Genomic DNA, 23,625 nt, shown 5'->3' with positions numbered 1-23,625 from the left:
ACGTTAGCGGATTCCATCCTGGCTGGACGCTGCTGAGCGTTCTTCTGCGGGGTTATTGCCGTCCGTTCCTGGCGACCTTCGGTTCAGCCGCCATATGGCCAGCACGATCAGGACCAAGGCGACGAGTGCCAGCATGGCGAATGCGTAACTGCGGAGCGCCCACATGACGCTGGCCGCCACGCCTGCGGCGCCCCACCACACGAAGGTGCGCTCAGCCAAGAGCAGTCCTGCCACCAGGAGCACCGCATGAGCAACGAGGACGTATATCTGCTGGGATGAAGTGCCCATGAAACTTGTCCCCACGGCTGTCAAGGACAGCAGCCCTGCTGTCAGGGCAAGCCGCAATTGTCCCTCAGAACGTTGCCGGTCCAAGTAGCGCGCCCCTGCCATAACCGCCCCGGCGACGACGTACCATTGTGCCGCCCAAAACCAATCCGGCGAGCTGCCATCCACAAACAGAAGCGCGCGTTGGAACCCGGCGAGCGTAGCCACAGCAGTGATTTCTCCGGCCAGCCTCTTGCCGTCTGTGACCTCGATGACCACCAACACTCCGGAAACCAGGATAAGTGTGGCACCCACGAAAGAGGTCTGGTCCCGCCCCAGGCCGACGGCCGCAGCTACTCCAAGCCCCGCGATCGACGTTACCGCCAGGGCGTTCCGCCGCCAAGGTTGTGAGGCGATGAAGGGGCCGCCCAGCCTGCGGACCACATACATCGCTGCCCCGGTTCCCGCTGCGCCTATCAACCATGGCAGGAAGGAGTCCCAGGCAGTCAGCTCCCGACCATCCAGCAAACCGTCGACGGCGGCCACGGCACCAACCAGCGCGGCGGGCGCGGCAGCGGCATAGAGGGAGGGCATCCCCTCAAAGTGCGAGGCGGCGAACAGCACTGAGGCCAGAACCAGGATGGCAAAACCGCTAAGCGACAGTGACGTCGTCATAGCCAACAAGCCACCAGCAGCTGTGAAGGTGAGTGCCGAAATCAACCACAGCAACCGTTCGACCACAGCTGCGGCTGAACCCTTGCCGGCGGTGATGGACGCGGCCGGCAGCGGCGCTGCAGTCACGGGCTCTGCAGTCATGGGCGCTGGAGTCCCGGGCGGGAAAACTGCCCTGGCAACGACGGCAGCCACTGCCAGCGCCAGCAGCATCCAGGGCACTTGATTCTTGTCCAGTAACGGCTGGTGCAGCCACGTTTCTGATGGAAACGCCATTGACGGCCCGGCCACGATTACTCCTGCCGTGAGTGCCGCGATCCCGAAGAACTGCGCTCCCCTGGCACCAAAGGCTCGCCACGCGATCGCAGCCGCTACCGGAACGAATGCCAACTCGGCAAGGAGCACCCAACGGCCACCGCCGTCGTAATCTGCTGCGAGCAAGTAAGCCAGTGGGAGAAGAAGCTGTGCGCCTGGAATTGCCCAAACCATCGCCTTCTGGAAGGGGTCGTCGCTGTGTCGGCTCTGGAGGAAGGACTGCACAAAGAACTGCACTGGCAACTGCAGGATAAGGATCAGCGCGACAGCGACAGATGTAGCCGCAGCCGATTCCGTGAATTCGGCCACCAGCAACGTGACCAAGGCCCCGGAGAGAATGCGCACAGCCAACAGGTATCCACCGCGGGCCAGGCGCTGGCCGGTCACAGCAACCATGAAGCCGCTGTATGTCGTAAAGATGCCCAGCAGGAGTTCCAGATCCCTGACATTTCCAAGCCGGAGGGCGAACAGCAGAACCATTGCCGCAGGAGCGAACAACCATCCCAGTTTGTGGGCTCGAAGGGTCGTGCTGATGGCCACGGCCGCCAGAGCCGTAATGGTGGCACCCGCACCTGGCTGCCAGCCCTCGAGAACCCCCGACGTCCCGCCCAGGGTGAGGAACATACTGCACAGGACCATCCCGGCAAGCACAACTCCAGCATCGATAATGGCAGGCTCCAGGGACTTCGCAAGATAACCCGCACGCAGCGGCAGGATCAGCTGCAGGGCAAGAACGACAATGACAATGAGGCCAACGGCAACCTCTTCATGGGCAATCTGGAATCCGGCGTCCTTCGTTGCGTCGTAGTAGGCCGAGGCAGCCAACACGGTTCCCGCGGCGCGCGCCAACCACCAGTAGCTTTGCCTATGGAGGGAAGCACCCAACCGGAGGGCGGTGGCGCAGAAGTAGATGACAGCGGCCAGGAGAACCACGTTGGCCAATGTCCGCGACACGGCAACCCCGGCCACGATGCCTGACACCGTAGCGGCGGCCGGAGCCAGGAACTCCCCTATTGTGGGACGCCACGTCAAGACGCCAGCGCCACCCGTGGGGCCGGTACTGCTACTGTCCCTGCCCTGCGGGAGCGCCAACCAGCCGGAGACCAAACCTGCGGCCACCACCACACCCACAGCAACTGCCACGGTGGGCCGCCCGGGTGCACCATCGAAAATGGGCAAAGCAAGGAGTCCTGCCATCGCCGCCCCGCCGAACCCCGCTGTGGACGCCTGCCCTCCCACGGCGCGAACGCCGTTGGCCTCAAGCAAGGCACTCACCAGCTGCTGTACGGCACATGCCGCCACGAAAGCGAACAACGTGTAGGAAGACCTGTACGGATGATCGGCGAAAACGCCGGCAGCCAACGCCGTTACCGATAGCGTAAGAGCGACCCGCCCAGCCAGGACGTAGACATGTCGAAGTGGCCTCGACTTGATTGCTCCCACAAGGAACCAATAGAGGGCCGCGACAGCTAGCAGCCCGGTCACGGGCCACGCACCCAGCAACCCAACGAACGGTGCTGCCACAACAAGTACGGCGGCGGGTGCGAACTCTGCCCCCTGGCCCAGCTTCCAACCCAGCACCATGGCGGTCGGCATCGCGACGAAGAGCGGCACAAACTCTGGAAGCTGGAAAGTTCCCACGCCAAGCATGACCGTGAGCACAACCGCCGCAACAGTTTGCAGCCCGAGGCACGAGACGGCGTCGTGCCACCACGTTCGTGGAAGCAGGCGTTTTCCGCCGAACGCGACTCCAACCGATTGGACCCCCAGGCAGATGATTCCAGCCAGCACCACGTGGCTTGAATCCGCGGAGACATCCCACACAAGACCCAACACTGCCAGGGTGAAGGCGACTCGGGCGCCATAGAAATTGAGCAGTCGGTGCTGGCCTGACTGCGCTTGCTGGCCTGACGGCACTTGCCGTCCTGACTGCACAAGCACCATCACGGCAAAGTAGAGCCCGCACATCAGCATGACCATGGGGTACTCCCCCTTGGCCAGGAAGTTGGGCGTCATGCTTACCGCGAGCCCCACGAAAGGCACGACAAACGGATGCAGCATCACCAGAGGACGGAGATAGAGCGGAGGTAGCCACCGAGGGCGAACCAGCGCTCCGAGCGTGAAGAGAATGGCAACGCCAATCAGCGCCGTAAAGTACCAGACCAAGGCCCCGCCAAGCACTGAGACTCCGGACCATGCCGTGGAGACCACGAAGGTGAGCGAGAGCAGCGCCAGCACCTTGTTATCGAGGCGCAGCGCGGCGTAAACGTAGGCAGCAGTTCCCAGCAACGAAGTGACCAGCCAGGCCATGGGGCCGTGATGAAGGGCAAAGTTATACATGGCCAGGCCTGTAACCGGGACGAGGGCCAGCCCCGTTCCGGTAAAAGCTATGGCTGCCGGGCGAAGCCGCGGCACCCTTCGCTGGATGATGAGTCCTGAAGCATAGAACAAGATGGTGATGGCCCAAATAGCCACAAACCGTAGAACCTCGGGAAGGCTGGTTCCAACGAACAAGGCGCCGGCGGCAACAAGCAAGAGACTCGCGACGTACAGGGTGATGTTGATGTTTTGGCGGTCGCGCTTCTCCTTTCGAGCCGCCACCGCTTCCGGGCTCTCCGGCTGGGGAAGGGTCGGCTGGAATGGTTGCTGTTGTTGCGTAGGAGCAACATTTCCCTGCGGAGCGGGCACGCGACTGCTCGACGGCGGCACCCCGACTGGCGCAGCGATCCTCACGGTCTGCTGAAACCCAGGAGGAACGATTGCCGGCTGGAACGGCATCGGCTGCTGTACCACAGGCGATTGCTGTACTGTCGGCAACTGCTGTGCTGTCGCTGGTACCTGTGCTGCCGGCGGTACCTGTACTGTCGGCGGTTGCTGTACTGTCGGCGGTTGCTGCCCCACTGTGGGCCGCTGGCTTTGCCCTTGCGCGTCCTCCCACCCAGCCAGATGGCCGGCGAGATATCCCGCACGATAAGTAGCGGCGTCGTCGATTCTGACAGTCGGCGTCGAACGAGCACCTTCCCGCCGGCCCCGCACCAAGCCCAGTGCGTAGCCAATGACACCAATAGCGGCCAAAAGCATCAGCGCAAGGCCTGTCGTCAAGAATCCCAGCATGGAAGCTCCTACGGTGAAGCCGGGCGCAACACCTGCACGGCATTAATCCAATCGATAGACTAATAATAGCAAAGAAGAACCCCACCACATAAGCGATGGGGTTCTTCTTTAGCTCGCTACCGACAATGCCGGAAGTTTGCCGACCTACAAGTAGAAACTACTTGATGATCTTGGTAACACGTCCCGAACCAACGGTGCGGCCGCCTTCGCGGATAGCGAAGCCGAGGCCCTCTTCCATAGCGATCGGCTGGATGAGCTCAACGGTCATCTCAGTGTTGTCGCCAGGCATAACCATTTCCGTGCCTTCCGGCAGGGTGATAACGCCGGTTACGTCCGTGGTACGGAAGTAGAACTGCGGGCGGTAGTTCGAGTAGAACGGGTTGTGACGTCCGCCTTCGTCCTTGGAAAGGATGTAGACGTTGGCCTCGAAGTCGGTGTGCGGGGTGATGGAACCCGGCTTGACGACAACCTGGCCACGCTCGACGTCGTCGCGCTTGAGACCGCGGAGCAGGAGGCCACAGTTCTCGCCGGCCCATGCTTCGTCGAGCTGCTTGTGGAACATCTCGATACCGGTAACCGTGGTCTTCTGGATCGGGCGGATGCCAACGATCTCGACCTCGGAGTTGATGGCGAGGGTTCCACGCTCGGCGCGGCCCGTAACAACGGTGCCACGACCGGTGATGGTGAAGACGTCTTCGATCGGCATCAGGAACGGCTTGTCGCGGTCACGTACGGGGTCCGGAACGGACTCGTCGACAGCTGCCATCAGGTCCTGGACGGACTTGACCCAAACCGGGTCGCCTTCCAGAGCCTTCAGACCGGAAACGCGAACAACCGGAGCTTCATCGCCATCGAAGCCCTGCGAGCTCAGGAGCTCACGAACTTCCATTTCGACAAGGTCGAGGAGTTCTTCGTCATCAACCATGTCCGACTTGTTCAGTGCGACCAGCAGGTAGGGAACACCAACCTGGCGGGCGAGCAGAACGTGCTCACGAGTCTGGGCCATCGGACCATCGGTTGCGGCAACCACGAGGATTGCGCCGTCCATCTGGGCAGCACCGGTGATCATGTTCTTGATGTAGTCAGCGTGACCGGGGGCGTCAACGTGTGCGTAGTGACGCTTCTCGGTCTGGTACTCCACGTGGGAGATGTTGATGGTAATACCGCGCTGGCGCTCTTCCGGAGCAGAGTCGATGGACGCGAAGTCGCGCTGCTCGTTGATGTCCGGGTACTGGTCGTACAGCACCTTGGAAATGGCGGCAGTCAGCGTCGTCTTACCGTGGTCAACGTGACCAATGGTGCCGATGTTGACGTGCGGCTTAGTCCGCTCGAACTTTGCCTTTGCCACAGGTTCCTCCTAGAACGATTTCAAGTGAAGTGCTCCTCGGCCGCGCTTTTCGCGGCAGAAACTTTAGCAAGTCTACTTGGGGGCTTGGTTTTGGTGAAATTGCAGATTCAGGAACCAATACTAGTTCCTAGAGCCTGTTCGCGCAGGGGGCCGGGCCGCGACTTTCGCCGCAGCCCCGCCACTCACGCTGAGATGCCTTCCCGGAACCGGAATTGCATCCGTTACCGGGAGATTACTCGCCGCGGGTTTTCTGGATGATCTCGTCGGCTACAGCCTTCGGGACCTCCGCGTAGCTGTTGAACGTCATGGAGTACACGGCACGACCCTGCGTCTTGGAACGGAGGTCGCCAATGTAACCGAACATGCCGGACAGCGGAACGTGTGCACGGATAACCTTCACACCTGCTGCGTCCTCCATGGACTGCATCTGGCCACGGCGGGCGTTCAGGTCACCAATAACATCACCCATGTATTCCTCAGGTGTGCGGACCTCAACATCCATCAGCGGTTCGAGCAGAACAGGGTTCGCCTTGCGTGCAGCTTCCTTGAAAGCCATACGGCCGGCGATCTTGAACGCCATTTCCGAGGAGTCAACATCGTGGGACGCGCCGTCGATCAGCGTGGCCTTGATGCCAACAACCGGGTAGCCGGCCAGGACGCCGTCGTTCAGTGCATCCTGGATACCAGCGTCAACGGACGGGATGTATTCGCGCGGAACGCGGCCACCGGTGACCTTGTTCTCGAACTCGTACAGCTCGCCGGAAGAGGTGTCCATCGGCTCGATCGCGATCTGGATCTTTGCGAACTGACCCGAACCACCGGTCTGCTTCTTGTGCGTGTAGTCGTGACGCTCTACAGCGCGCTTGATGGTTTCGCGGTAAGCAACCTGCGGCTTGCCAACGTTCGCCTCAACCTTGAATTCGCGGCGCATGCGGTCCACSAKGATKTCMAGGTGGAGCTCGCCCATGCCGGCGATGATGGTCTGGCCAGTGTCTTCGTTGAGGGAGACCTGGAAGGTCGGGTCCTCAGCGGAGAGCTTCTGGATGGCCGTGGAGAGCTTCTCCTGGTCACCCTTGGTGTTCGGCTCGATGGCAACCGAGATCACGGGCTCCGGGAAGCTCATGGACTCGAGGACGATCTGGTTGTTGGCATCACACAGGGTGTCACCCGTGGTGGTGTCCTTCAGACCGATGGCTGCGTAGATGTGGCCGGCGGTAGCGCCCTCAACGGGCATTTCCTTGTTGGCGTGCATCTGGAACAGCTTGCCGATACGTTCCTTCTTGCCCTTGGTGGAGTTGACCACCTGGGCGCCGGCCTCAACGTGACCGGAGTACACGCGGATGAAGGTCAGCTGACCGAAGAACGGGTGCGCCGCAATCTTGAAGGCGAGGGCCGAGAACGGCTCGTCAGCAGAGGGCTTGCGGGTGAGTTCCTTCTCTTCGTCGCGGGGATCGTGACCGATCATCGGCGGGACGTCGAGCGGGTTCGGCAGGAAGTCAACAACAGCGTCAAGCATCGGCTGTACGCCGCGGTTCTTGAAGGCAGAGCCACAGAACACCGGGTAGAGCTCGGAGTTGATGGTCATCTTGCGGATGCCGGCCTTCAGTTCCTCAAGGGTGAGTTCTTCACCTTCGAGGTACTTCTCCATGAGCTCTTCGGAGGCTTCAGCCACAGTCTCTACGAGCTGTGCACGGTACTCTTCAGCCTTGGCCTGGAGGTCCGCCGGAATTGCCTGCACTTCGTAGGAAGCGCCCATGGTGACGTCACCCTTTGCGTCGCCAGGCCAAACCAGGGCACGCATTTCGAGGAGGTCAACAACACCGATGAAGTCGTTCTCAGCGCCGATGGGCAGCTGCATGACCAGCGGCTTGGCACCGAGGCGGGAAATGATGGTGTCAACGGTGAAGTAGAAGTCAGCGCCCAGCTTGTCCATCTTGTTGACGAAGCAGATACGCGGAACGTTGTACTTGTCAGCCTGGCGCCATACAGTCTCGGACTGCGGCTCCACGCCTTCCTTGCCGTCGAACACTGCGACAGCACCGTCGAGGACGCGCAGGGAGCGCTCAACCTCAACCGTGAAGTCAACGTGGCCCGGGGTGTCGATGATGTTGATCTGGTTCTTGTCCCAGAAACAAGTCACGGCGGCAGACGTGATGGTGATGCCGCGTTCCTTTTCCTGTTCCATCCAGTCGGTCGTCGAGGCGCCGTCGTGCGTCTCGCCGATCTTGTGGTTCACACCCGTGTAGAACAGGATGCGCTCGGTAGTGGTGGTCTTGCCGGCATCGATGTGGGCCATGATGCCGATATTGCGGACCTTGTTAAGGTCGGTAAGCACGTCCTGTGCCACGGGGTCTCCCTTTCGGATGGACTACACGTTCGCCGCCGGCTCGGTTGAGCCGACGGCGCCCGGGAGGATTTACCAGCGGTAGTGTGCGAAGGCCTTGTTGGACTCGGCCATCTTGTGGGTGTCTTCGCGACGCTTGACAGCGGCACCGAGACCGTTCGAGGCATCCAGGATTTCGTTCTGGAGGCGCTCGGTCATGGTCTTCTCGCGGCGGGCCTTGGAGTAGCCCACGAGCCAACGCAGGGCGAGGGCGGTGGAGCGACCCGGCTTGACCTCAACCGGAACCTGGTAGGTGGCGCCACCAACACGGCGTGAACGCACCTCGAGGGAAGGCTTGACGTTGTCCATGGCCTTCTTGAGGGCAGCAACGGGGTCGCCGCCGGACTTGGCACGTGCACCTTCGAGGGCACCGTAAACGATGCGCTCTGCGGTGGACTTCTTGCCGTCAACCAGAACCTTGTTGATCAGCTGAGTGACCAACGGGGAGCCGTAAACGGGATCGGAAACTAGCGGCCGCTTCGGGGCCGGACCCTTGCGAGGCATATTACTTCTTCTCCATCTTTGCGCCGTAACGGCTGCGGGCCTGCTTGCGGTTCTTGACACCCTGGGTGTCGAGTGCGCCGCGGACGATCTTGTAGCGGACACCCGGAAGGTCCTTCACACGACCACCACGGACGAGCACGATGGAGTGCTCCTGGAGGTTGTGGCCAACGCCGGGGATGTAAGCGGTAACTTCAACGCCACCGTTGAGGCGCACACGTGCCACCTTACGAAGAGCCGAGTTCGGCTTCTTGGGGGTGGTGGTGTAAACGCGGGTGCAAACACCGCGACGCATCGGGCTGCCCTTCAGCGCGGGAGCCTTGGTCTTGGAGACCTTAGGCGTGCGGCCCTTGCGGACCAGCTGGTTAATCGTAGGCACTTTCGTGTTCTCCGTTGTTTGATCTCTGCCCCCACACACAGGCGCCAGCCAGTGTAAACGTGGGAACTTTGGCGTTGCTCATGCGGCCGGCCGAAACATCCGGTAGGCGTGCAAAAGTGCGGCATTCGTTGCGCATGTTGCCCGCAACCCGGAAACAGGCTCCACCCAGCACCATGAGAACAAAACCAAAATGATGCTGCGGCGGCCTTCATCCACTGCCACACAGAACAATTACCAAAATTCTAGCACGGCTTGATCTGAGGCCTTAATCGGGTGTATGGCGTTCCAATGACAGGACGGGCCCCGCACTCAAGAGTGCGGGGCCCGTCCTTCAGCCATTAACTACTGCTGGTTTCAGCGGAAGTCGTTGCCGAGATCGTAGTCATCCAGCGGGATGGCGTGGAACTCGGGAGCACCGTCGCCGCCCAGGGCGTCATAGGAGAAATCGGTGAAAGCGCTGGGGCCCGTGAACAGGCTTGCCTTTGCTTCCTCGGTCGGCTCAACCGTGACCTCCGTGTAACGGGGCAGGCCCGTTCCGGCCGGGATGAGCTTACCGATGATGACGTTCTCCTTGAGGCCGAGCAGAGGATCGCTCTTGCCTTCCATGGCCGCCTGCGTCAGGACGCGGGTGGTCTCCTGGAAGGAAGCGGCCGACAGCCAGGACTCGGTTGCCAGGGACGCCTTGGTGATACCCATGAGTTCTGGACGACCTGAAGCCGGGGACTTGCCCTCGGACACGACGCGGCGGTTCTCGTCTTCGAAGCGGGAGCGCTCTGCAAGCTCACCAGGGAGCAGGTCGGAGTCGCCGGATTCGATGACGGTCACGCGGCGCAGCATCTGGCGGACGATAACCTCGACGTGCTTGTCGTGGATACCAATACCCTGGCTGCGGTAAACGCCCTGGACCTCGTCCACAAGGAACTTCTGTGCGGCACGGGGACCCATGATGCGCAGAACCTGCTTCGGGTCCACCGGACCGTTGATCAGCTTCTGGCCGACGCTGACGTGCTCGCCATCCTCGATGAGGAGACGGGAACGGCGCAGCACCGGGTAGGCAATCTCTTCGGAACCATCGTCCGGAGTGATGACCAGGCGCATCTGGCGCTCGGACTCTTCGATGGTGATGCGGCCGGCTGCTTCAGCAATCGGTGCGACACCCTTCGGAGTACGGGCTTCGAAGAGCTCCTGGATACGGGGCAGACCCTGGGTGATGTCGTCGCCACCACCAGCAGAAACAGCACCACCGGTGTGGAACGTACGCATGGTCAGCTGGGTACCGGGCTCACCGATGGACTGTGCGGCGATGATGCCCACGGCCTCGCCGATGTCCACGGTCTTGCCCGTTGCCAGCGAACGGCCGTAGCAGAGTGCACAGGTGCCGACCTTGGACTCACAGGTGAGTACGGAGCGGACCTTGACTTCGGTGATACCTGCAGCCAGCAACTGGTCGATAACGACGTCGCCGCAGTCGGTTCCACCGGCAGCCAGGACGTTGCCCTGGGCATCGACGACGTCGACAGCCAGCGTACGTGCGTAGGCGCTGTTCTCGACGTTCTCGTCCAGGACGAGCTCACCGTTGGAATCCGGCACGGCGATCGGCGTGAGCAGACCGCGCTCGGTACCGCAGTCCTCTTCGCGGACGATGACGTCCTGCGAAACGTCCACCAGACGACGGGTCAGGTAACCCGAGTTGGCGGTACGGAGAGCGGTATCGGCCAGACCCTTACGGGCACCGTGCGTGGCGATGAAGTATTCCAAGACCGACAGGCCCTCGCGGTAGGAGGACTTGATCGGGCGAGGGATGATCTCACCCTTCGGGTTGGCCACAAGACCACGGATACCCGCGATCTGGCGAACCTGCATCCAGTTACCACGTGCACCGGAGGACACCATGCGGTTGATGGTGTTCATCGGGGACAGGCTGTCACGCATCGCCTGGGCGATCTCGTTGGTGGCCTTGTTCCAGATCTCGATCAGTTCCTGGCGACGCTCGTCGTCGTCGATCAGGCCCTTGTCGTACTGACCCTGGATCTTGGCAGCCATGTTCTCGTAACCAGCCAGGATGGCGGGCTTGGAGGTAGGCACCTCGATGTCGGAGATAGCCACGGTGACGCCCGAGCGGGTTGCCCAGTAGAAACCGGCATCCTTCAGGTTGTCCAGCGTGGCAGCCGTGACAACCTTCGGGTAACGCTCGGCGAGGTCGTTGACGATCCGGGACAGTTCGCCCTTGTCGGCAACAGCCTCAACCCAGGGGTAATCCTCGGGCAGCGTCTGGTTGAAGATGACCTGGCCCAGGGAGGTCTGGACGAGGGCCGTGTGACCCGGCTCCCAACCTTCCGGAGCTTCCCAACCGGCGTAAGGCACGAAGTTGTCCAGACGGATCTTGACCTGGGAGTTCAGGTGCAGATCACGGGCGTCGTACGCCATGATGGCTTCCGAAACCGAGGAGAAGATGCGGCCTTCGCCGGCAGAGCCGACGCGCTTGGTGGTCAGGTGGTACAGGCCGATGATCATATCCTGCGAAGGCAGGGTAACCGGGCGGCCATCGGACGGCTTCAGGATGTTGTTCGAGGACAGCATCAGGATGCGGGCTTCAGCCTGGGCTTCCGGGCTCAGCGGCAGGTGCACTGCCATCTGGTCGCCGTCGAAGTCAGCATTGAAGGCGCCACAAACCAGCGGGTGAAGCTGGATTGCCTTGCCTTCCACAAGCTGCGGTTCGAAGGCCTGGATGCCAAGGCGGTGAAGGGTAGGTGCACGGTTGAGCAGCACCGGGTGTTCGGTGATGATCTCTTCCAGCACGTCCCAAACCTGCGGACGGTAACGCTCGACCATGCGCTTTGCCGACTTGATGTTCTGGGCGTGGTTGAGGTCAACCAGGCGCTTCATCACGAACGGCTTGAAGAGCTCCAGCGCCATCTGCTTGGGCAGACCACACTGGTGCAGCTTCAGCTGCGGGCCAACAACGATGACCGAACGGCCGGAGTAGTCAACACGCTTGCCGAGGAGGTTCTGGCGGAAACGACCCTGCTTGCCCTTGAGCATGTCGCTCAGGGACTTCAGCGGACGGTTGCCCGGACCCGTAACGGGGCGGCCACGACGACCGTTGTCAAAGAGGCTGTCAACAGCTTCCTGAAGCATGCGCTTCTCGTTGTTGACGATGATCTCCGGAGCACCGAGGTCAAGCAGTCGCTTGAGTCGGTTGTTGCGGTTGATCACACGGCGGTAGAGGTCGTTGAGGTCAGAGGTCGCGAAGCGGCCACCGTCCAACTGGACCATCGGGCGCAGTTCCGGCGGGATCACCGGGACAGCGTCCAGAACCATGCCGAGCGGGCTGTTGTTGGTGGTCAGGAATGCGTTGACAACCTTCAGGCGCTTCAGGGCACGCGTCTTGCGCTGGCCCTTGCCGTTCTGGATGGTGTCGCGCAGGGACTCAGCCTCAGCCTGCATGTCAAAGGTCTCAAGACGCTTCTTGATCGCCTCGGCACCCATGGAGCCTTCGAAGTACATGCCGTAGCGGTCACGCAGTTCGCGATACAGGCCCTCGTCGCCCTCAAGGTCAGCGACCTTGAGGTTCTTGAAGCGGTCCCAGACCTGCTCAAGGCGCTCGATATCGGCGTCGGCACGCTTGCGGACGTTCGCCATCTGGCGGTCTGCGGAGTCGCGGGCCTTCTTCTTGTCGGCAGCCTTGGCGCCTTCACCTTCAAGACGGGCAAGCTCGTCTTCAAGGTCGCGGGCGATCGTGGCGATGTCGCTGTCGCGGTTGTCCACCAACTGCTTCTTCTCGAGGTCGTGCTCGACCTGGAGGTTCGGCAGTTCAGCGTGGCGGTTTTCCGTGTCAACGCTGGTGATCATGTAGGCAGCGAAGTAGATGACCTTCTCAAGGTCCTTCGGAGCCAGGTCCAAGAGGTAGCCCAAGCGCGAGGGAACGCCCTTGAAGTACCAGATGTGGGTTACAGGCGCAGCCAGTTCGATGTGGCCCATGCGCTCACGACGCACCTTGGCGCGGGTGACTTCAACGCCACAACGCTCACAGATGATGCCCTTGAAGCGGACGCGCTTGTACTTGCCGCAGTAGCATTCCCAGTCGCGGGAAGGACCGAAGATCTTCTCGCAGAAAAGACCGTCCTTCTCAGGCTTGAGGGTGCGGTAGTTGATGGTTTCCGGCTTCTTGACCTCACCGTAAGACCAGCCACGGATGTCTTCCGCGGTGGCGAGGCCGATCTGCATGAGGCCGAAGGAGGATTCGCTGGACATATGGTCCCTGTTCTCTCTTGTTCTCTAAATTCTGAAGTCTTGGTTACGGGAAGAGGGAGCTGTTCCGGTGGACAGTGACGTACTGCTGCCCACCGGAACGGCTGCTAAACCTCTTCTACGGAACTGGGCTCTGCACGAGACAGATCGATGCCCAGTTCTTCCGCAGCCGTGAAGACTGCGTCATCAGAGTCACGCATTTCGATCGTGGTTCCGTCGGTGGAAAGAACTTCCACGTTCAGGCACAACGACTGCATTTCCTTGATCAAGACCTTGAAGGACTCGGGAACGCCAGGCTCAGGGATGTTCTCGCCCTTGACGATGGCTTCGTAGACCTTCACACGACCGTGGATATCATCCGACTTGATCGTCAACAGTTCCTGAAGGGTGTAAGCGGCGCCATAAGCTTCGAGCGCCCACACTTCCATTTCACCGAAGCGCTGGCCACCGAACTGAGCCTTACCACCCAGCGGCTGCTGCGTGATCATGGAGTACGGGCCGGTGGAACGCGCGTGGATCTTGTCGTCCACCAGGTGGTGGAGCTTCAGGATGTACATGTAACCGACGGAGATCGGGTCCGGGAACGGCTCGCCGGAGCGGCCGTCGAACAGACGGGTCTTGCCGGAGGAATCGATCAGGCGGTCGCCGTCGCGAGTCACGTTGGTGGAGTCAAGCAGGCCCGTGATTTCTTCTTCGCGGGCGCCATCGAACACCGGCGTGGCAACGGTGGTCTGGCCGGTTTCACGGGGCAGGTTGGGCAGGTTCTTGACCCACTCCGGCTCGCCTTCGATCTTCCAACCGGTCTTGGCAACCCAACCGAGGTGGGTTTCAAGGACCTGGCCAACGTTCATACGACCCGGAACACCAAGTGGGTTCAGGACGATGTCCACCGGGGTACCGTCTGCAAGGAAGGGCATGTCCTCGATCGGAAGGATCTTGGAGATAACACCCTTGTTGCCGTGACGGCCGGCGAGCTTGTCGCCGTCGGTGATCTTGCGCTTGGCTGCAACGTAGACGCGGACCAGCTGGTTCACGCCCGGGGGCAGTTCGTCGTCGTTGTCGCGGTCAAAGACGCGGACGCCGATGACCGTACCGGACTCGCCGTGGGGCACCTTCAGGGAGGTGTCGCGGACTTCGCGGGACTTCTCACCGAAGATAGCGCGGAGAAGACGCTCTTCCGGAGTCAGTTCGGTTTCACCCTTGGGTGTGACCTTTCCGACCAGGATGTCTCCGGCTTCAACCTCGGCACCAATGTGGATGATGCCGCGCTCGTCCAGGCCTGCAAGGACTTCCTCGGACACGTTGGGGATGTCACGGGTGATTTCCTCGGCACCAAGCTTGGTGTCGCGGGCATCAATTTCGTGCTCCTCGATGTGGATGGAGGAAAGAACGTCCTCAGCAACAATGCGCTGGGACAGGATGATGGCGTCCTCGAAGTTGTGGCCTTCCCATGACATGAATGCCACGAGCAGGTTCTTACCGAGGGCGAGTTCACCCTGGTCCGTTGCAGGACCGTCGGCGATGATGCCGCCGACTTCCAGGCGCTGGCCTTCGTTGACCAGGACGCGGTGGTTGTAGCAGTTGCCCTGGTTGGAACGGGCGAACTTGTTGATGCGGTAGTTGGTCTCCGTGCCGTCGTCGTTGATCATGACAACGAGCTCAGCGGAAACCTCGGTGACCACACCTGCCTTCTTCGCGATGACAACGTCACCGGCGTCGACGGCTGCTGCGCGCTCCATACCGGTGCCCACGAAAGGAGCCTCGGAACGGACCAGCGGCACAGCCTGGCGCTGCATGTTGGCACCCATGAGTGCACGGTTGGCATCGTCATGCTCAAGGAACGGGATCAGTGCGGTTGCCACGGACACCATCTGGCGCGGGGAAACGTCCATGAACTGGACTTCTCCGGCGGGAACCAGAACAGGCTCGCCTCCACCACCACGGGCACGGACAAGGACGGTCTCTTCCGAGAACTTCTTGTCAGCGTCCAGCGGAGCGTTGGCCTGTGCGATCAGGACCTCTGCTTCGTCGTCGGCCGTGAGGTACTGGACCTCGTCGGATACGACACCTTCGGAAACCAGGCGGTACGGCGTCTCGATGAAGCCGAACGGGTTGATGCGTCCGTAGGAAGCCAGCGAACCAATCAGACCAATGTTCGGGCCTTCAGGGGTTTCGATGGGGCACATACGTCCGTAGTGGGACGGGTGAACGTCTCGAACTTCCATGCCTGCGCGGTCACGGGAAAGACCACCCGGGCCAAGAGCCGACAGGCGGCGCTTGTGGGTCAGACCCGAAAGCGGGTTGTTCTGGTCCATGAACTGCGACAGCTGGGAAGTTCCGAAGAACTCCTTGATGGCAGCGACAACCGGGCGGATGTTGATCAGGGTCTGCGGCGTGATGGCCTCGACGTCCTGCGTGGTCATGCGTTCGCGAACAACACGCTCCATGCGGGAAAGGCCGGTGCGGACCTGGTTCTCGATCAGTTCGCCAACGGCGCGGATGCGACGGTTGCCGAAGTGGTCGATGTCATCGATTTCGACGCGGAGCTCGTGGTCTTCGCCATCGCGCTTGCCCATGAGGGTCTTCTCGCCGGCGTGCAGCGCAACGAGGAACTTGATCATGGCGACGATGTCTTCAACGTGCAGGACCGAAGCTTCCTTGTCACCAAGGGAGCGGTCGATGCCGAGCTTGCGGTTGATCTTGTAACGGCCAACCTTGGCGAGGTCATAACGCTTGGCGTTGAAGTACAGGTTGTCCAGCAGTGACTGGGCAGCCTCGACGGTGGGCGGCTCGCCCGGACGCAGCTTGCGGTAGATGTCCAGAAGCGCGTCTTCGCGGGTTTCGGTGGCGTCCTTCTCCAGCGTTGCACGCATGGAGTCGTACTGGCCGAACTCTTCCAGGATCTGGCCTTCGGTCCAGCCGAGGGCCTTCAGCAGGACGGTGACCGACTGCTTGCGCTTGCGGTCGAGGCGAACGCCGACCTGGTCGCGCTTGTCGATTTCGAGTTCGAACCATGCACCGCGGGACGGGATGATCTTCGCAGTGAAGATGTCCTTGTCACTGGTCTTGTCCGCGGTGCGCTCGAAGTAGGCGCCCGGCGAACGGACCAGCTGGGAGACAACGACACGCTCGGTGCCGTTGACGACGAACGTTCCCTTTTCAGTCATGAGGGGGAAGTCGCCCATGAACACGGTCTGCTGCTTGATTTCGCCCGTGTTGTTGTTCATGAACTCGGCCTTGACGTACAGCGGTGCCGAGTAAGTGGCGTCACGGTCTTTGCATTCGGCCATGGTGTACTTCGGATCAGCGAACTCCGGCTCGGAGAAGCTCAGGGACATAGTGCCCTGGAAGTCCTCGATGGGGGAGATCTCTTCGAAGATGTCGGCAAGTCCGGAGGTGGTGGCGACGCTGAGGTCGCCCTCCTCGACAGCCTTCGCTACCCGCGCCTGCCAGCGTTCGTTTCCGACGAGCCAGTCAAAGCTGTCGGTCTGCAGGGCGAGAAGATTCGGAACATCAAGGGGTTCGTGAATCTTTGCGAATGAGAGGCGGCGAGTGGCACCATCGGTGCTTGCCGTGTTAGCGGTTTCGTTATTAGAGGTGCTCGAGGCGACCAAGAGGGATCCTTCCACAGACCTTCAGGCGTTTTCAGATCTCCCCCGTTTGCATGATGCAGAGTTCTCCGCATCATACTTATTCCGGTTCCGCTATATGACCCGGACCCAGTCCGCACATGCCAGTGCACGTTGTGAACGGCACGTCAATGTTGCAGCTGAGAGGTAAAGCCCACCGCTATATGAAGGCTGAAGGTTAACAGGGAAGACGCAAATATCTACGATACGGCAAAGTAGCCTTCCTGTCTACCCCAGATTCTCCGCGAATGCAAGCACTGTTGCCGCAGGCACCTATGCGTAGTCCACGGACGTTGTCCGGAGCATCTGCCGGAAGGAGGCACCAGGCCCGTTGTGAAATCTCCTGCCGTGGAATCTCTTGCTGTGGAATCTACCGACGGATACAAGCGTTGGAAAGGATAGGCTGACGCACGCCGCACGATAGCCTTGGCTACACCACCACGGATCGGAAGAGAGACCATGAACAACTCCGCTGACGACAATGACGTTGTCATCCTTGCTGCTTCCCGTACCCCACAGGGTCGGCTCAATGGGCAGCTGGCCGGATTCACCGCCGTCGACCTTGGCGCGCATGCCATCAGCGCCGCACTGGCGGCCAGCGGCGTAAAAGCCGAACAAGTGGACGCCGTCATCATGGGACAGGTGCTGCAAGCGGGCGCCGGCCAGAATCCTGCACGACAGAGTGCCATAGCGGCAGGTGTGGGCTGGAACATCCCTGCCGTCACCATCAACAAGGTTTGCCTCTCCGGCCTCACGGCTGTCATTGATGCCGCCCGGATGATCCGCAGCGGGGACGCCACTGTGGTTGTGGCCGGTGGCCAGGAATCCATGACCCGCGCCCCACACCTGCTCCCCGGCTCCCGGCAGGGCTGGACCTACGGCGCAATCCAGGCGTTGGACGTTGCCGCACATGATGGCCTCACGGATGCATTCGATGGCCAGTCCATGGGCTTGTCCACGGAGACCAAGAACGTGACGCTCGGCATTGACCGCCGTGCGCAGGACGAGGTTGCTGCTGCTTCCCACCAGCGCGCTGCTGCTGCGATCGCTGACGGAATCTTCGACGTCGAAATCGCTCCCGTGAGCGTGAAGCAGCGGAAGGGGGACCCCGTGGTCCTCACCTCGGACGAGGGCGTTCGTCCGAACACGACTGTGGAAACCCTTGCCCCCTTGAAGGCCGCCTTCGCTACGGACGGCACCATTACCGCCGGCAACTCCTCTCCCCTGTCCGACGGCGCCTCCGCACTCGTGCTGACAAGTCGCCGCTTTGCCAGGGACAACGGCCTGGAATACCTTGCGGTCGTGGGCAAGCCTGGACAGGTGGCCGGCCCGGACAACTCACTGCACTCCCAGCCCTCCAACGCCATTTCGCAAGCATTGAAGCGGGCTGGATGGACTGCCGAAGAGCTGGACTTCATCGAAATCAATGAGGCCTTTGGCTCTGTGGCCGTCCAATCATTGAAGGACCTGAGCTATCCGCTGGAGAAGTGCAACATCCACGGCGGCGCAATCGCCCTCGGCCACCCGATCGGTGCGTCCGGCGCCCGGCTGGCCCTGCACGCGGCCCACGAACTCAAGCGCAGGGGAACAGGCAAGGCTGCCGTGTCCCTTTGTGGCGGCGGCGGCCAGGGCGAAGCTCTGCTGCTGTACCGCGACTGATGGCTGACTCATTGCTTGGGCCGGGAATGAACGGGGCCGAACGGTTCCTGTCCGACGCCGCCGCGCGCGGACTGGACGTGGACGTCGTCGAGCGCCCTGCTGCCCGGAGCCTCGAGGAGGCGGCAGGCATCCTGGGGATCAGTCCCGGGGACATCGTGAAGTCGCTCGTGGTCAAGCATCGCGACGGTAGCTTCCTCTTCGCGCTGATCCCCGGCGACCGGCAGATCTCCTGGCCTAAGCTGCGGGCGTTGGTGGGCGTGAACAAGCTCTCGCTGCCGCACGCCGACGTCGCCCTTGCCGCAACCGGCTATGAGCGCGGGACCATCACTCCCCTGGGAAGTACCACGCCCTGGCCGGTTTACGCGGATGCCACCATCACCGGACGCCGCATCTCCATGGGTGCTGGAGCCCATGGCAGGAGTGCCTTCGTGGATGCGGATGAACTCACGGCTGCACTCGGAGCAATCGTGGCCGACATCAGCGAACCCAACTAAAGCAACGCGGGGTCACTTAGAGCCCATTCCAGAGGGATTATTGGGCTCTAAGTGACCCCGCGTTGTTTCTTTAAAGCAGGAAGCCCCGCCCGGCGAACCGGACGGGGCTTCCACAAGCAAGACGAGTTACTTGAGGGTAACCGTTGCGCCAGCTTCTTCGAGCTGAGCCTTTGCCTTCTCTGCGGCTTCCTTGGTGGCGCCTTCGAGAACAGCCTTCGGTGCGCTGTCAACCAGGTCCTTGGCTTCCTTGAGGCCGAGGGAGGTGATGGCGCGAACTTCCTTGATCACTGCGATCTTCTTGTCGCCAGCAGCTTCGAGGACGACGTCGAAGTCGGTCTTCTCTTCAGCAGCTTCAGCAGCACCGCCGGCAGCGGGGCCAGCAACTGCAACAGCAGCAGCCGTAACTTCGAAGGTCTCTTCGAAGAGCTTGACGAACTCGGAGAGCTCGATGATGGTCAGTTCCTTGAAAGCTTCAATGAGCTCTTCGTTGCTGAGCTTCGCCATGGTGGCGTCCTTCCATTAGTCGGTGCAGGTCCGGACAATGCCGCTCCATGCACCTGAGTTTGATTGGGGGGAGAACTTAGTTCTCTTCGGTTGCAGCTTCAGCGGCTTCGGCCGGAGCCGCAACCTCTTCAGCAGCAGCCTCAGCGGCCGGAGCTTCGTCAGCGGCCGGTGCAGATGCGCCGCCCTCTTCTTCAAGCTTGAGGCGCAGGGCATCGATGATGCGTGCGGCAGCGGATGCGGGGGCCTTGAGGACACCAGCAACACGTGCAAGCTGCAGCTCGCGGGACTCCAGCGCTGCCAGTGCGGCAACACCTTCTGCGTCCAATGCCTTGCCTTCGAAGTAACCGGTCTTGATAACCAGCTGCTTGTTGGTCTTGGCAAAGTCCGTCAGGCTCTTGGCAGCAGCAACAGCGTCGCCCTTGATGAAGGCGATTGCAGTGGGGCCGGCAAGCTGATCGCCGAACGCGTCGACTCCAGCTTCCTTGGCTGCAATGGCGCTCAGGGTGTTCTTGACGACCGAGAACTTGGTGTCCTGGCCGAGCGCAACACGCAGTTCCTTGAGCTGTGCAACAGTGAGCCCGCGGTATTCGGTCAGGACAGCCGCGTTCGATTCCTTGAAATCGTTGGTGATCTCTGCAACAGCGGAGATCTTGCTAGGCGTTGTCATAACCCTCCTTCCGGGGAATAAAGCCGGTCTTCCGGGTCCCCGCTCACGAGAGCTAAAACTAAAAACGCCCCGCGCAGATGCACGGGGCTTGGCTCAACACAGCTTGCACTGCGGAGACTTGCTTCGTTCACCTGCGTTGGCCGCCCTATGTTCAGGGTCCTTCGTCAAGGAATGCACTTTGTTCTCAGGGGCGTCGCTGCAGAATTGAGCTGCGCTCGAAAGAGTGGATTCCCATCAACCGACGGTCTTTGGTACTTCAAGGTTACGGGAGAGGGATCAGCAAACCAAATCGAGGCCGCTGTGCTCCCACTGCGATGCCCGGCTGGTTACTCCGACGACGTGACCTTAGGTCCCCGATCAGGAAGCTGCTTTTGCCAGAGTCCGGTGACTCCCGCCGTCGTAAATCCCAATTGCCTGTTCACGGTCAGGAGGTACCGGTTTTCCGGTGCGTTCCAGGTGTAAATGACGCGGGCATCGGGAAATTGCTCACTGAGCCTTTCCATGTTGGCCACCTTGATCAGCAGTCCCAACTTATTGCCGCGGTGTTCCTGCAGGACCAAAGTATCGTCCTGGAAAACGACGTCCTGACGGTGCGCGAGGACGCTGATTGTGGTGAGGCCGGCCAGCCGCCCGCTCTCAATATGCTCGACGGCGGTAACCACCGTCCGCCGGCCCTGCGCCAAGGCGGCGTCTTCGGTTTCGCGCAAAACGGCGGCATCGAAGACCATACCGGAAACCTCAACGGCGGAGTCTTCTTCCTCGCCGTCCTCTCCGTGGACAACCTCACCCGCAGCGTTTTCCAGCTCCGCCACGGCCTCCAGCCAAGCCTCAGGGCAGCGATCAGTCCAGTGGTGCAGCCTGTAGCGGCCAGCGTTCGCTTCCTCGGCCTCGGCTTGAAGATCCGCAACCAGTTTGGAGTCGAGAGGCAACACGCAGGAACTGAATTGCTCGATGTGCTGAAGGGTGTAACCGGCCCGCTGGGCAAAGTCCACTTCCCTGCTGCTGACAGGAAGGAAACCCGGGCCGCTGCCTGGAATCAATTGGTCTTCAGGTATCTCTGTTAGCGAGGTCGCCGGGTGGTTCGTATCCACCAAAACCATGGTGCGGCCCTCTGAACGTGCCAGCTGCTCCGCAGCCTCCAGGAGCTGGCGTCCGACGCCCTGGCTTTGGTAGTCCGGCAGGATATCCAGCGTGAACTCCGCCAGGTCCATGTTGTCCGCGAGCGGCAGCGCAATGTCCACTGTTCCCACGATGACCCCGTCCACCTTGGCCACCAGGATGATCTGGCGCTCATAGGGGTCGGAGAATTCAAGCAGCTTCTCCAGGGGCGTGTACGCCAGGTCATCGCTCCCCCAGGTCTGCATCCGGACCCGTCGCGCCACTTCCACGGCGTCAAGGAAATCCCCTGCTTTGGGGCTGTCCAGATTGTCCGGCACCCATAGCTGCTCGACTACAACGGTCTTCGCCTCGTCTACAGTCATCCCAGCCGTTTCTGCCATTCGCCTTCAAAACCGGAAGGCTTGAATCCAAGGGCGATATTTATGGCCAGCATATGCCGGTTTTCACTGGCGTTCCACGTCATGACGCACGTGGCGTCCGGCCAAAGATCTTCTGCACGACGAAGATTGGCGATTTTGACCAGCATGCCAAGGCCGTGTCCCCGGTGTCCGGGAGCCACCAGTGTGTCCTCCTGACTGACGACCGCCGGCAACGCGTCACGGTGGGTCAGGACCGTATAGGCAGCCAACTCCCCGCTCGTGTGGTGCTGGGCAGCAGCTACAACTGAGTCCATGCCGCTTGCCCGCCATGTCGATTCCTCACGCCGAACCCGCACGGCGTCCCACTCTTCGCCTTCCCATCCCAGACCGGCGATGGGTACCTCCGTGCTCATCAGGCTCTTGAGCTTGGCAAAAGTGTCCAGGAGTTCGTCCGGGCATTCGTCCGTCCACCCGATGACGTCGTATTCCGTTGCCCGGCGCATCGCCTCGACTTCGAGTTCAATCAGGTGCGCCTCATCAACCGGCAGGGCCAAGGTGCTGCTGGTTTCGACCTGTTCCAAGGAATAACCATGGTGCAACGCAAAGCGGGTCGATGCCGCGTTCAGTGGAACGCCACCCGTGCCTGACTTTGCTTTCAGCAGCGCCTCCCCGGCAAGTACGGGGGCGATCGGCTCCCCACAGTACCCGTCAAGCGAAGTGCGGCTCCGCTCCACTGCCGCCTGCTCAAGGACTTCCAGGATACTCGTCCCGATCCCGCGCCGACGGAAAGCGGCGTCCACGAGGACGTCCACTCCCGCCGTCGTCGTGTTCTCGCTCAACGGCAGCGTCAGCGAACCGCTGCCCACCACAACGCCGCCCAAGCGGGTCAGGTAGACCTGCCGCTCCTCGTATTCGTTGCCCTGCCAGAACATGAACGACTCGGCCAATGTGGCCGAATGGTCCAGGTTCCCCCACAAGGCAAGCTCATGGGCGATCCGTAACGCATGGAAGGCTTTGAAGTCCGCTGACGCATTGGCCTCCGGACCTTGCAGAACGGGAAGCCTCTCTATGGTGAGCCCGCCGTTGGCGGAAAAGTTCGACGACGGTGCCACGCCCCACAGCCTACGGCCGCCTCTGGTGCCAAACAAGTGACCAACCGCCGATGCGAACCCATGAAAAGGGACCGCCCGGCAATGCCGGACGGTCCCTCTCAGAGTTAGTACTCGCGATGCTTATGCGTCGGTGAGAACCTTGGTGACGTTCGGGTCAACGGTGATGCCCGGACCGAACGTGGTGGCAACAGTAGCCTTCTGGATGTAGCGGCCCTTGGAAGCGGACGGCTTCAGACGAAGGACCTCTTCCAGTGCAGCTGCGTAGTTCTCAGCCAGCTTCTGGACGTCGAAAGACACCTTGCCGATGATGAAGTGCAGGTTCGAGTGCTTGTCGACGCGGAAGTCGATCTTGCCGCCCTTGATGTCGTTGACAGCCTTGGTGACATCGGGGGTAACCGTACCGGTCTTCGGGTTCGGCATGAGGTTACGCGGGCCGAGGACCTTACCGAGGCGGCCAACCTTACCCATGAGGTCAGGGGTTGCCACGGCGGCGTCGAAGTCGGTCCAGCCGGCTGCGATCTTTTCGATCAGGTCATCGGAACCAACGAAGTCGGCGCCGGCAGCGATTGCTGCCTCAGCCTTGTCGCCTGTTGCGAAAACGAGGACGCGGGCGGTCTTACCGGTGCCGTGCGGCAGGTTGACGGTGCCACGGACCATCTGGTCAGCCTTACGCGGGTCAACGCCCAAACGGAAAGCGACCTCAACGGTTGCGTCGAACTTGGAAGGGTTGGTGTCCTTCGCGAGGGTGATTGCCTCGAACGGGGCGTAGACCTTGTCTGCCTCGATCTTGGCTACGGCTGCCTCATATGCTTTGCTGCGCTTTGCCATGCTGCTTATTTCTCCTTGTGCAGTTGT

14 protein-coding genes are annotated in these 23,625 nt (G+C 61.3%); 2 read left to right on the top strand and 12 right to left on the bottom strand.

Annotated features, from left to right (window positions below):
* Positions 1–3: 3 nt before the first annotated feature.
* The 7 genes from AB4Y87_RS09150 to rpoB all read right to left on the bottom strand — a co-directional run bounded on the left by AB4Y87_RS09150 (position 4) and on the right by rpoB (position 16,841).
* Complete coding sequence (locus tag AB4Y87_RS09150; protein ID WP_442004061.1) at positions 4–4,365, bottom strand: hypothetical protein; 4,362 nt, start codon at positions 4,363–4,365, stop codon at positions 4–6.
* A gap of 157 nt (positions 4,366–4,522) precedes the next feature.
* Positions 4,523–5,713 carry an elongation factor Tu gene (gene tuf, locus AB4Y87_RS09145; RefSeq protein WP_223933983.1) on the bottom strand — a complete coding sequence of 397 codons (1,191 nt, stop codon included), beginning with the start codon at positions 5,711–5,713 and terminating at the stop codon, positions 4,523–4,525.
* Between the two features lie 232 nt (positions 5,714–5,945).
* Positions 5,946–8,060 carry an elongation factor G gene (fusA, locus tag AB4Y87_RS09140; RefSeq protein ID WP_442004060.1) on the bottom strand — a complete coding sequence of 705 codons (2,115 nt, stop codon included), beginning with the start codon at positions 8,058–8,060 and terminating at the stop codon, positions 5,946–5,948.
* A gap of 69 nt (positions 8,061–8,129) precedes the next feature.
* The gene (gene rpsG, locus AB4Y87_RS09135; protein WP_003803829.1) at positions 8,130–8,600 is read right to left on the bottom strand and encodes a 30S ribosomal protein S7; all 471 of its coding nucleotides are present in this window, start codon (positions 8,598–8,600) and stop codon (positions 8,130–8,132) included.
* Position 8,601: 1 nt separating this feature from the next.
* Positions 8,602–8,976 (bottom strand): 30S ribosomal protein S12, encoded by a 375-nt coding sequence (gene rpsL / locus AB4Y87_RS09130; protein WP_009358312.1) that lies wholly within the window; start codon positions 8,974–8,976, stop codon positions 8,602–8,604.
* A 354-nt stretch (positions 8,977–9,330) separates the two neighbouring features.
* Positions 9,331–13,230 (bottom strand): DNA-directed RNA polymerase subunit beta', encoded by a 3,900-nt coding sequence (locus AB4Y87_RS09125; protein WP_442004059.1) that lies wholly within the window; start codon positions 13,228–13,230, stop codon positions 9,331–9,333.
* 104 nt (positions 13,231–13,334) lie between these two features.
* Complete coding sequence (gene rpoB / locus AB4Y87_RS09120) at positions 13,335–16,841, bottom strand: DNA-directed RNA polymerase subunit beta (RefSeq protein WP_400278053.1); 3,507 nt, start codon at positions 16,839–16,841, stop codon at positions 13,335–13,337.
* A 474-nt stretch (positions 16,842–17,315) separates the two neighbouring features.
* Here rpoB and AB4Y87_RS09115 point away from each other — a divergent pair, with 474 nt between their 5' ends.
* Both AB4Y87_RS09115 and AB4Y87_RS09110 read left to right on the top strand, forming a co-directional pair.
* Positions 17,316–18,515 (top strand): acetyl-CoA C-acetyltransferase, encoded by a 1,200-nt coding sequence (locus AB4Y87_RS09115; protein WP_442004058.1) that lies wholly within the window; start codon positions 17,316–17,318, stop codon positions 18,513–18,515.
* Positions 18,515–19,009, top strand: coding sequence for an aminoacyl-tRNA deacylase (locus AB4Y87_RS09110; protein WP_442004057.1), 495 nt, complete (start codon positions 18,515–18,517; stop codon positions 19,007–19,009). Before AB4Y87_RS09115 ends, AB4Y87_RS09110 begins: the two co-directional genes overlap by 1 nt.
* Positions 19,010–19,135: 126 nt before the next feature.
* Here AB4Y87_RS09110 and rplL read toward each other — a convergent pair whose 3' ends face one another.
* The 5 genes from rplL to rplA all read right to left on the bottom strand — a co-directional run bounded on the left by rplL (position 19,136) and on the right by rplA (position 23,598).
* Entirely contained in the window at positions 19,136–19,513 is a 378-nt protein-coding gene (gene rplL, locus AB4Y87_RS09105) for a 50S ribosomal protein L7/L12 (protein WP_189013656.1), read from the bottom strand.
* 76 nt (positions 19,514–19,589) lie between these two features.
* Complete coding sequence (rplJ, locus tag AB4Y87_RS09100) at positions 19,590–20,180, bottom strand: 50S ribosomal protein L10 (RefSeq protein WP_442004056.1); 591 nt, start codon at positions 20,178–20,180, stop codon at positions 19,590–19,592.
* Positions 20,181–20,506: 326 nt separating this feature from the next.
* Positions 20,507–21,679 carry a GNAT family N-acetyltransferase gene (locus AB4Y87_RS09095; RefSeq protein ID WP_442004055.1) on the bottom strand — a complete coding sequence of 391 codons (1,173 nt, stop codon included), beginning with the start codon at positions 21,677–21,679 and terminating at the stop codon, positions 20,507–20,509.
* Positions 21,658–22,770 (bottom strand): GNAT family N-acetyltransferase, encoded by a 1,113-nt coding sequence (locus AB4Y87_RS09090; protein WP_442004054.1) that lies wholly within the window; start codon positions 22,768–22,770, stop codon positions 21,658–21,660. Before AB4Y87_RS09090 ends, AB4Y87_RS09095 begins: the two co-directional genes overlap by 22 nt.
* A gap of 120 nt (positions 22,771–22,890) precedes the next feature.
* Positions 22,891–23,598, bottom strand: coding sequence for a 50S ribosomal protein L1 (gene rplA, locus AB4Y87_RS09085; RefSeq protein WP_442004053.1), 708 nt, complete (start codon positions 23,596–23,598; stop codon positions 22,891–22,893).
* Positions 23,599–23,625 lie beyond the last annotated feature (27 nt).

This window comes from Paenarthrobacter sp. RAF54_2 (assembly GCF_052113945.1).
In the GTDB taxonomy this organism is placed as follows: domain Bacteria; phylum Actinomycetota; class Actinomycetes; order Actinomycetales; family Micrococcaceae; genus Arthrobacter.
This window is presented reverse-complemented; position numbering and strand designations above follow the sequence as displayed.